This is a genomic window from Neisseria sp. Marseille-Q1983, assembly GCF_018224585.1.
Lineage (GTDB): Bacteria > Pseudomonadota > Gammaproteobacteria > Burkholderiales > Neisseriaceae > Neisseria > Neisseria polysaccharea.
Genome location: NZ_JAGTUI010000052.1, coordinates 1 through 10,124, shown reverse-complemented (window position 1 = coordinate 10,124; position 10,124 = coordinate 1). Strand labels below are relative to the sequence as shown.

Genomic DNA, 10,124 nt, shown 5'->3' with positions numbered 1-10,124 from the left:
TAAATAGCTACCTTTCTAAAATTAAATATCAACACATCGTTAAAACACAGCCAAAAAAAAACCGAAACCGAACGGACTGGATTCCCGCCTGCGCGGGAATGACGGGTTTCGAGATTACAGTGTATCGAGAAGGAGGGGAAACGGTGGGAGTTGTGTAAAAAATGCCGTCTGAAGCCTTTCAGACGGCATTTGCGGAGACGGGGCGTTTAATACGGCAGGGCGTTGCGGGTGCGTATGCGGATGGCGCGGACGGGGACGGTTTCCGTCCGTACCTGCCGCTAACCCAAAGACACCATTTCAATCTGCTCCATCGTCCTGCCCAGAAAACGCTCGCCGATGGTTCTGAATTTCAAAGGAATATCGCTGACGTAAAAACGGTAGTCGGGATTGTTGTTGTCGGTATTGAGCAATCCTTCCTGAGCAAGGACGCGTGCGGTTTCTTCGGCAGTCGTAATCGCGGAATCGACCAGCGCGACATTGCCCGCCTCCCTGCCGATTAAGGGCTTGAGCAAGGGAAAGTGCGTGCAGCCCAACACCAGCGTATCGATGCCGTCTGCAAGCAATGGTTTGAGGTATTCGCATACGGTCAGGCGGGTAACTTCGTGTTCCAACCAACCTTCCTCCACCAAAGGGACGAGCAGCGGCGCGGCCTGCGTGCGGACGAGCGTGTCGGGGTTGTTCCTATGGATGGCGCGCGCATAGGCGTTGCTGTTAACTGTCGTATTAGTGGCGATAATGCCGATTTTGTTGTTGCGCGTGGTTGCTAGCGCGGCTTTCGCGCCGGCGGAAATCACGTCCAACACAGGCATATTGCCCGTCTTTTGACGGATTTTCTGCCCCGCCACCGCCGCAATCGTATTGCATGCGATAACCATCGCCTTAACATCGTGTTCCAATAAAAAATCGACAATCTGCATCGAGAAATTTTCGATGGTCGCCTTAGATTTCGTCCCGTAAGGCACGCGCGCCGTATCGCCGAAATAAATGATGTTTTCCATCGGCAACCGTTCCATCAGTGCGCGCACATTGGTCAAACCGCCGATTCCCGAGTCAAAAACGCCGATGGGTCGCTGCCTGCCGATATTTTCCATCCTTTTTCCAATCCGTCCTAAACATACAATCCGCGTATTGTACACGCGCCGCTTTTTCTTGACAGCCGTTGCCGTCTGAAAGCAGGATGCGGATTTGGCTGTTATAATGTACGGCAATGCCGCCGGGCGCACGGTTTGCCGACCGCCTGCCCCTCCGATCCGCCACATAAAAGTTGTAAAGCCCCTATGCCTGATTTTCCTCCCGTTTCCCGATTCCTTGCCGACGAAGCCGCCACACTCGATTTGGGTGCGGCGTGGTCTTCCCGTTTAAACGCACCGCTGGTCATTTACCTCGAAGGGGATTTGGGTGCGGGCAAAACCACGCTGACACGCGGCATCCTGCGCGGATTGGGTCATCAGGGCGCAGTCAAAAGCCCGACCTACGCCATCGTCGAATCTTATCCGCTGGAACGTTTCACGCTGCATCATTTCGACCTCTACCGCTTCTCGTTCCCCGAAGAATGGGAAGACGCGGGGCTTGACGAACTGTTTGCCGCAAACAGCGTCTACCTGATCGAATGGCCGCAACAGGGCGGGGAATTTACGCCGCCCGCCGACATCACCGCAACATTGACACACGACGGCGGCGGCAGAAAATGCCTGCTGACCGCCCATACCGAACGAGGACGCGAAAGCCTGCCGCTATGACCAAACTGACACGAAGACAAATCATCCGCCGCACCGCCGGCACACTGTTCGCCCTAAGCCCCATCGCATCCGCCGTTGCCAAAACCGTGCGCGCACCACAATTCACCGCCGCACGGATATGGCCGTCGCACACCTACACCCGCCTGACGCTGGAAAGCACAACCGCGCTCAAATACCAGCACTTCGCGCTCGACAACCCGGGCAGGCTGGTCGTCGACATACAAAACGCAAACATCAATACCGTATTGCACGGACTGTCTCAGAAGGTTATGGCGGACGACCCCTTTATCCGCAGCATACGCGCGGGTCAGAACACGCCCGACACCGTCCGCCTCGTCATCGATTTGAAACAGCCTTCCTACGCGCAAGTTTTTTCCCTCCCCCCCGTCGGCGGCTTTAAAAACCGCCTCGTCGTCGATCTCTATCCGCAAGGGATGGATGCCGACGATCCGATGATGGCGCTGCTTAACGGCAGCCCGAACAAAACCCGGCGCGGCTCTCCGGAAGCCGACCTCGCCCAAAACACCACGCCCCAACCCGGGCGCGGCAGAAACGGGCGCAGGCCCATCATTATGATCGACCCCGGACACGGCGGCGAAGACCCCGGCGCCGTCAGCTCGGGCGGATTGCAGGAAAAACACGTCGTCCTCTCCATCGCCCGCGAAACCAAAAAACAATTGGAAGCCTTGGGTTACAACGTCTTTATGACGCGCAACGAAGACGTGTTCATCCCTTTGGGCGTGCGTGTCGCCAAAGGGCGCGCACGGCGGGCGGACGTATTCGTCTCCATCCACGCCGACGCTTTCACCAGCCCCTCCGCGCGCGGCACAGGGGTTTATATGCTGAACACCAAAGGCGCGACCAGCTCCGCCGCCAAATTTTTGGAACAGACGCAAAACAATGCCGACGCGGTCGGCGGCGTACCGACCAGCGGCAACCGCAATGTCGATACCGCCCTGCTCGATATGACGCAGACCGCCACGCTGCGCGACAGCCGCAAACTCGGCAAACTGGTGCTTGAAGAATTGGGCAGGCTCAACCATCTGCACAAAGGCAGGGTAGACGAAGCCAATTTCGCCGTTTTGCGCGCGCCCGATATGCCGTCTATCCTGGTCGAAACCGCCTTCCTGTCCAATCCTGCCGAAGAGAAGCTGCTGGGCAGCGAATCCTTCCGCCGGCAGTGCGCCCAATCCATTGCCTCGGGTGTCCAACGCTACCTCAATACATCCGTATTGAAGCGGGGTTGATTCCGAAAAATAAATGCCGTCTGAACATTTTTCAGACGGCATTTTTGTACACTTTCCTCAACGGTTCGATCCTTCCACCATATCAATCAGGAACAGGCGGCAGTCGATGTTGCCGTTATAAAGCGGGATTTTGCGTTTTGGCGACAGGCGCATGAATTTGGGCATTTCCCTGTCGCCGGTAAACATACCGACCCGCCAGCCGGCATAGTTTTTTTTCAACCACGTACCCAACTGCGGATAAAGCGCCTGCAAAGCGTGGACTTCCTCAAGGCGCACGCCGTAGGGCGGATTGGACACCATAATGCCGCCCACGCCGTTCGGACGGACGGATTGCGCGTCGGCAACGCTGAAGGAAACGATGTCGTCCACTTCGGCATTGTGTGCGTTGGCCAATGCCGTCTGAACGATGCGGCGGTCGCTGTCGCTGCCCGAAATCGGTGCAAAAGCGGGTTTGACCTGCGCTTCGGCACGGCGGCGCAAATCCGCCCACAGCGTTTTATCGAAATTTTGCAGTTTCTCAAAACCGAAACGGCGCATCATGCCCGGCGCGCGGCGGGCGGCAATCCAAGCGGCTTCGACGGCAATCGTGCCGCTACCGCAAAACGGATCCTGAAACGGCTGCGTGCCGTCGTAGCCTGCCGAGAGCAGCAGTCCGGCGGCAAGGTTTTCGCGCAGCGGGGCTTCGCCGGTATCCAAGCGGTAGCCGCGTTTGAACAGGGCTTCGCCCGAAGTGTCGATGAAGATTTCGACATTGCGTTCGTCCAAAAAGGCGTGGATGCGGACATCGGGCGCGGCTTTGTCCACGCTCGGACGTGCGTCGTAAATGTCGCGGAAAGCGTCGCAGACGGCATCTTTGACGGTCAGTCCGACAAATTGGATGCTCTTAACGTTGGCACGCTTTGCCTCGACTTTGACTTTGAACGTCTGCTGTAAAGTAAACCAATTAAACCAGTTGATGTTTTTGGCAAGTTTGTAGATGTCGCGCTCGGTGCGGTATGTACCTTTGGTCAGACGCAGCAGGATACGGCTGGCAGTACGCGAGTGCAGGTTGGCGGCGTAGGCCTGTTCCAATCCGCCCCGGCAGGAAACGCCGCCGTCAAACGCTTGGACATCGGTACAGCCGAGGCTTCCGAGTTCTTGAGATAAAACGGTTTCCAAGCCGCGCGGGCAGGTGGCGAAAAGTATATATAAAGTATTCATAGCGTATCCTTTCCGGACGGATGTTCCGGCAATGGCGGATTTAAAGGTTTATTCGGCGGTAAATGCCGTCTGAAATGTCCGGCTGCCGATTGTAATGTCCGCCGTAAAATCGCGCCTGCCTTCTACACAGAAGGGTAGGCGGATACGTGTTGCCCGCCAATCCCCTGACGGCTGCCGCTCAAGCGCATAGCGGTTGAACCCCATATCCATATTTTTCATACTGAAGCTGATGCTGACCTGTTCCGTGCCGGCGGGCGCGTGTTCGATATAAATATCAAACGGTTTTTTGGTTGAAACGGCGGCGGCGCGGACACGGCTTCCGTCCGGCAGCGTACAACCTTCGGTCAAATCGCATTGCACCTCCGCAACTTGCGGCTGCTGCGCCTGCCACCATTGCAACAACACGAGCTTGAAGGCGGCAAAGGCAAGCAGCAGCAATGCGGCAAACAATAATTTGCGGTTTTTATTCATGGTTCTCCCCTATTGTTTCGTCCCTTACCACCGCGTGCGCCCCCAATCCGAGCCACAGTTTCCCATAACGTGCGACCGTCTGTCCGTTTGCTGCAAGTACGAGCGGAACGGATACGCCGTGCCGCAGGGCTTCTGCCGCCTCTTGTGCCTGAACATCATTGCACACGCGCCACACGACAACATCCGCGCCCTTCTCCTGCGCCTGCCGCCATTGGATATGGGTTTCCACCTCCGCCCACACGCTTTGCCCTGTTCCGGCTGTTTCCGTCTGCCGCCAATCTGCGCCGACCAAAACGTTTGCATCGCGCGTGCCGGCCGGATCAAACGGAACGACGCGGTACGCGCCCATACTGTTCTCCCCGTACAAACCCGTTTTCAGGCTGCCGTACAAACGGCGCGGAACGGACAACGAACGCAAAAGCGCGCCGTTGGCAGGCAGCATAGGGGCAACGGTAAAATCGCCCGCCTTCTGCCAAGACCATTCCTGCCCTTCGCGGGATTGCGGTTCGCCCGTCCATTGGCCGGGGTTGACCCATAGGAATTTCAGGCAGACGCGGGCGTGTTCGTAGGAATGGATTTTGGTCAGCCAAGGCGTGGCGGCGAGGATGCGGATGCCGAGTTCTTCTTCAAACTCGCGTTGCAGGGCTTGGAAGTCGGTTTCGCCCGCTTCGACCTTGCCGCCGGCAAATTCCCAATATCCGGCATAGGGTTTGCCTTCGGGGCGGGAACTGAGCAGGTAGTCGCCGTCCCGGTTGAGCAGGATGCCGGCAACGACGCGGATAAGGGGGCGGGTGTCTCGGGTCATAGGAAAGATGGGAAAGGTTTTTCCGAACATTAGAAAAGGCCGGAGCGGTCAATCCGGCCCGGCGGCGGCTGCCTTATTTTTCGGCAACGGCAAACGCCAATACCGTATCGCCTTCATCCGCCATACTCAAATTAACGTGGCGTATGCCTTGTTCTTCCAGCCATTCGGAAAGGGAGGGGGCATAGAAAAATTCGGGTTTGCCCAATGCGTCGTGCCCGATGCCGATGTTGCGGAAGGAAACCGCGCCGCGTATGCCCGTGCCGACGGCTTTGGCGAAGGCTTCTTTGGCGGCAAAGCGTTTGGCAAGGTAGTTGACGGGTTTGCCCGCCTGAGGGAATTCAAGCAGCTCTTCGGGAGTGAGGATGCGCCCGGCAAACGCCTGTCCGAATTTTTTGTTTAAGCGGACGATGCGTTTGAGGGAAACGATGTCTGTGCCGATGCCGTAAATCATATTTGCGCTCCTTTGTCGTGAAATGCCGTCTGAAACGGTTTGCCTGCCTTACGGCAGCATTCTTGCACGGAACATGGTTTCTTTCATCTGGCGCACGGCCTCGGGCAATCCGAGGAAAAGTGCCTGCGAAATCAGCGAATGCCCGATGTTCAGCTCGCGGATGGCGAGAATTTGGGCGATGGGGGTAACGTTGTGTATGGTCAGTCCGTGTCCGGCATTGACGACCAAGCCCAAATCACCGGCAAAATGCGCGCCGTTTTGGATGCGCTCGAACTGCCTGATTTGTTCGGCGTGGCTGCGCGCATCGGCGTATGCGCCGGTGTGCAGCTCGACAACGGGCGCGCCGACATCATAGGCGGCTTGGATTTGCCTGTCGTCCGCATCGATAAACAAGGACACGCGTATGCCTGCGTCGGTCAGGATTTTGGTAAACTCGGCAATTTTGTCTTGTTGCGCCAACACGTCCAAACCGCCTTCGGTCGTGATTTCCTGACGTTTTTCAGGCACGATGCACACGTCTTCCGGCATCACTTTCAAAGCGTTTTCCAACATTTCTTCGGTCAGTGCCATTTCAAGGTTCAGGCGCGTGCGGATGGCGTTTTTGACGGCGGACACGTCCGCGTCTTTGATGTGGCGGCGGTCTTCGCGCAGGTGCATGGTAATCAAATCCGCACCGTGCGTTTCGGCAACCAGTGCCGCCTCCACGGGGCTGGGATAAGTCGTGCCGCGCGCGTTGCGGACGGTGGCGATGTGGTCGATGTTGACACCTAAAAGCATAATCTTTCCTTTTATTTCTGCCTTCAGACGGCATTTGAAGCCGTTCCGTCCGAAGTCGGGACGGTTTCCCGGGCGGTTTCTTTGCGGTCAAACTGCCGTATCTGTTCCAATACCTGCCGCGATTTCAGCCCCTCGGGCAACAGGTGGCGGATAAAAAGCCGTGTGATTTTCAATGCGTCCTGAAGGCTTTGCCCGCTGCCGAAGCTGCCCGCCCGCAAATCAATCAGGCTCTGCCCGGGGGCGACAACGCCGGCGGCGTGCGGCGGTACGGCAAATCCTTTTCCGACGGGGAAGACGGCTGTTTCCGGGCGGACAAGGTATGTGCCGCCTGCCGCAATCGTCCCGCCGTCCCCGTCGCGGTTCAAATCGGGGGCAACGCCCAACAGGTTCAGCAGCCGCCACTCGAAACGGCGCAAATCGGCAATATAGTTGACCTCACTGCACACCGCCTCCATCACTTTTGCCAACGCGTCGTATAACTCGGGCACCGGGTCTTCGCGGGCGGTCAGTTTCAACACCAACTCGTTCACATACAATCCGCCGAACAACGCCCTGCCCTGCGGCTGCCGCCAACCGCCGACCCATTCGGCGCGGTGTAGGGTTTTGAGTTCCTGACTGCCGTACCACGACACGCTGACGGGCACGAACGGCATCAATACGCCGCGCAGCTCGCTCTGCCTTTTGCGCGCGCTGCGCGCCAGCAAAGCCACACGCCCGTAACGGCGGCTGAATGCTTCAACCCACAGGCTGCTTTCGCGCCAAGGCGAAGATGCCAGCATAAAAACGGGTTCATGGTTGACTCGGTATTCGGACATAATCGTTGGGGAAATGCCGTCTGAACGCTGCCGCCGCTACAAAACGGCGGCCGGATACGAACCGATGATTTTGACGAACAAAGCGCGCCCGCCCAACTGTTTTAATGCCGTCTGAACCTTGTCATCCGTCCGGTGTCCCTCGATATCGATAAAGAACAGGTATTCCCACAAAACGGATTTGCTCGGACGGCTCTCAAACTTGGTCATGGAAATACCCGACTCAGTCAGCGGTTGCAGCAGCGAGGCAACCGCGCCTGCCCGGTTGGGTGCGGAAACGACCAGCGAGGTTTTGTCGCTGCCGCTTGCACCGGTTTCGTGATGACCCATCACCAAGAAGCGCGTGGTGTTGTTCGTCTCATCTTCGATGCACTCGGCAACGGGGCTGAGTCCGTAAATTTCCGCCGCAGTACGCCCGGCAATGGCGGCAACCGTACCGTCGTCCGATTCGGCAACCAGCCGCGCGGCTTCGGCATTGCTGGAGACCGCCACCCTCTCGGCGTTGGGCAGGTGTCTGCCCAGCCAGTCGTTGCACTGCGCCAACGCCTGCGCGTGGGAAAAGACTTTGGTGATGCCTTCGGTACTGCTGCTGTTTTTACGCAGAAGGTTGTGGTGTATGCGCAAGACAACTTCGCCGCAAGCCTGCAATGCGGTAACGGCAAGCAGGTCTAACGTGCGGCCGACCGAGCCTTCGGTCGAATTTTCCACGGGGGCGACCAGATAATCCGCCTGACGCGTTTCAACCTGTTTGAAGCAGTCGTCTATGGTCGGACACGCCATAGTGTGTGCGGCATGACCGAAATGCTTAATCGCCGCCTGTTGGGTAAACGTACCCTGCGGTCCCAGATAGGCGATGGTCAGCGGGCGTTCTACGGCGAGGCACTCGCTCATCACTTCCCTGAACAGGCGGGCGACGGATTCGTCGGGCAGCGGGCCTTTATTCAAATCCTGGATGCGGCGCAACACGGCAACCTCGCGCTCCGGACGGTATACCGCGCCCGTGCCTTTCAGTTCGCCGATGGCGTGTGCGTGTTGCGCGCGTTCGTTGAGCAGGCGCAGGATTTCCGCATCGATGGTGTCGATGGCGTTGCGGTGCGGGATGAGGAGTTCGTCGATAGTTTGGGACATAATTTCGCCTGAACGGTTGTTTGCCGTGCATTCTAACATCAAATGCCGTCTGAAGCGGTTTCAGACGGCATCGGTTTACAAGTATTCGCTTTTTTCGTTTTCCTTCCACGCCTTGCGCGAACAAAGCCACAGAAGCGCGATGCCGCAAGAGGTGGATGCCGCCATCGTTGCCGCCATCACGGTTGCCGAACCGTCGTGCAAGAAGGTCGCCGCCATACCCACGCCCGCGCCGATTAAGGATTGGAACACGCCCAACACGGCATTTGCGCTGCCGCCCTCCTCCTTAAAATAAGACATAAAACACGCCTGCGTGTTCGCGCCGACCAAGCCCTGCGTACCGACCGAAAGCATCACGCACGCGACCAGCAGCCAAAACGGGGGCAACCCGAAAAACAGCACGGCGGCGAGTTGGGACAGGTTGGCGGCAAACTGGACGACAATCCCCCACAGCAGGATGCTTTGCGGATGCGCGCCGGTTTTGAGCCGCCACGCGGTAATGCGGTTGAAAGACATCATCGTGATGATATTGAGCGCGAACACCCAGGCGTATTGGTGCGGCGTAACGCGGTAAAGCTGCCGGTACACAAAAGACGATTCGGTCAAAAAAGCAAACATCGAGCCGAAGCTGAATGCTTGAAAAAACAGATAACCCATCGCGGCACGGGTTTTCAATACGCGCTTGAACCGCCCCGCCACCAGCCCGAACACGTCCCGTCCGATTTTGCCGCCGGCGGTAGGTTTGGGCAGGAAATGCCGCACCAAACCGAGCAGCACCAGCGAATACGCCGCCAGAAAAACAAAAATCGCCTGCCAGCCGCCCAAACTCTGCAATACCGCGCCGGCCATAGGTGCAACCAGCGGCACAACCATCAGAATGATGCCGATAAGGGCAAACATCTGTGCGGCTTTCCGCCCCGAATAATAATCGCGCACCATCGCGCCGACGATGACCACAGTCATGCCCGCGCCGAATGCCTGCACGACGCGCAGATTGAGAAGCTGTTCGGCACTTGAGGCAAATGCGATGGCGGCAACGGCAAGGCAGTAAACGGTCAGACCCGCCAGCGCGACGGGTTTGCGCCCCTTGATGTCGGACACCGAACCGCCGACTACCTGTCCGAACGCCGTACCGAACATAAACACACTCAGGCTCTGTTCGATACGGTGGACATCCGCGCCCAGCGATTGCGCCATTTCGGGAATCGCCGGCAGGTAGGCATCGATGGAAAACGGCATCAGCGCGACCAGCATCGCCATCAGAACCGCCATCAGTTTTTCATTCATCTCAGGATAATGGGCAGAAGGCATAAATTCTCGTCCGATTCGCAAACAAACCGCCCGGCGGCGGAAAACACAATACGCGGAAACGGAAAATTTTAGCACACCGGCACAAGCAGGCGGCAACAAAAGCCACGGGCAAAACCGGACAGGCAGGAACGATATAGTGGATTAACAAAAATCAGGACAAGGCGACGAAGCCGCAGACAGTACAAA

At 57.6% G+C, this 10,124-nt stretch carries 11 protein-coding genes; 2 read left to right on the top strand and 9 right to left on the bottom strand.

Going from position 1 to position 10,124, the window contains the following annotated elements; all coding sequences use genetic code 11:
• Window positions 1-278: 278 nt before the first annotated feature.
• Entirely contained in the window at window positions 279-1,091 is an 813-nt protein-coding gene (murI, locus tag KEM39_RS09870; RefSeq protein ID WP_002223465.1) for a glutamate racemase, read from the bottom strand.
• Window positions 1,092-1,277: 186 nt separating this feature from the next.
• Between murI and tsaE the strand changes: the two genes are divergently transcribed.
• Both tsaE and KEM39_RS09860 read left to right on the top strand, forming a co-directional pair.
• Window positions 1,278-1,739 (top strand): tRNA (adenosine(37)-N6)-threonylcarbamoyltransferase complex ATPase subunit type 1 TsaE, encoded by a 462-nt coding sequence (tsaE, locus tag KEM39_RS09865; RefSeq protein WP_061376249.1) that lies wholly within the window; start codon window positions 1,278-1,280, stop codon window positions 1,737-1,739.
• The gene (locus KEM39_RS09860; RefSeq protein WP_101120633.1) at window positions 1,736-2,986 is read left to right on the top strand and encodes an N-acetylmuramoyl-L-alanine amidase; all 1,251 of its coding nucleotides are present in this window, start codon (window positions 1,736-1,738) and stop codon (window positions 2,984-2,986) included. The genes tsaE and KEM39_RS09860 overlap by 4 nt, the downstream gene beginning before the upstream one ends.
• Window positions 2,987-3,043: 57 nt before the next feature.
• Here KEM39_RS09860 and KEM39_RS09855 read toward each other — a convergent pair whose 3' ends face one another.
• From KEM39_RS09855 to KEM39_RS09820, 8 genes are all read right to left on the bottom strand, one after another.
• The gene (locus tag KEM39_RS09855; protein ID WP_118997753.1) at window positions 3,044-4,186 is read right to left on the bottom strand and encodes a THUMP domain-containing class I SAM-dependent RNA methyltransferase; all 1,143 of its coding nucleotides are present in this window, start codon (window positions 4,184-4,186) and stop codon (window positions 3,044-3,046) included.
• Window positions 4,187-4,234: 48 nt separating this feature from the next.
• Complete coding sequence (locus KEM39_RS09850) at window positions 4,235-4,657, bottom strand: hypothetical protein (protein WP_118997754.1); 423 nt, start codon at window positions 4,655-4,657, stop codon at window positions 4,235-4,237.
• Complete coding sequence (locus KEM39_RS09845) at window positions 4,650-5,462, bottom strand: NUDIX domain-containing protein (protein WP_118792087.1); 813 nt, start codon at window positions 5,460-5,462, stop codon at window positions 4,650-4,652. The genes KEM39_RS09850 and KEM39_RS09845 overlap by 8 nt, the downstream gene beginning before the upstream one ends.
• A 73-nt stretch (window positions 5,463-5,535) precedes the next feature.
• The gene (acpS, locus tag KEM39_RS09840; RefSeq protein WP_118997755.1) at window positions 5,536-5,913 is read right to left on the bottom strand and encodes a holo-ACP synthase; all 378 of its coding nucleotides are present in this window, start codon (window positions 5,911-5,913) and stop codon (window positions 5,536-5,538) included.
• Between the two features lie 48 nt (window positions 5,914-5,961).
• A complete protein-coding gene (gene pdxJ / locus KEM39_RS09835; protein ID WP_118997756.1) occupies window positions 5,962-6,690 on the bottom strand; it encodes a pyridoxine 5'-phosphate synthase in 729 nt (242 codons plus the stop codon).
• Window positions 6,691-6,713: 23 nt separating this feature from the next.
• Window positions 6,714-7,505 carry a DNA repair protein RecO gene (gene recO, locus KEM39_RS09830; protein WP_118997757.1) on the bottom strand — a complete coding sequence of 264 codons (792 nt, stop codon included), beginning with the start codon at window positions 7,503-7,505 and terminating at the stop codon, window positions 6,714-6,716.
• 36 nt (window positions 7,506-7,541) lie between these two features.
• A complete protein-coding gene (gene pheA / locus KEM39_RS09825) occupies window positions 7,542-8,669 on the bottom strand; it encodes a prephenate dehydratase (protein WP_118997758.1) in 1,128 nt (375 codons plus the stop codon).
• Window positions 8,670-8,705: 36 nt separating this feature from the next.
• Window positions 8,706-9,938 carry a multidrug effflux MFS transporter gene (locus KEM39_RS09820; protein WP_118997759.1) on the bottom strand — a complete coding sequence of 411 codons (1,233 nt, stop codon included), beginning with the start codon at window positions 9,936-9,938 and terminating at the stop codon, window positions 8,706-8,708.
• Window positions 9,939-10,124 lie beyond the last annotated feature (186 nt).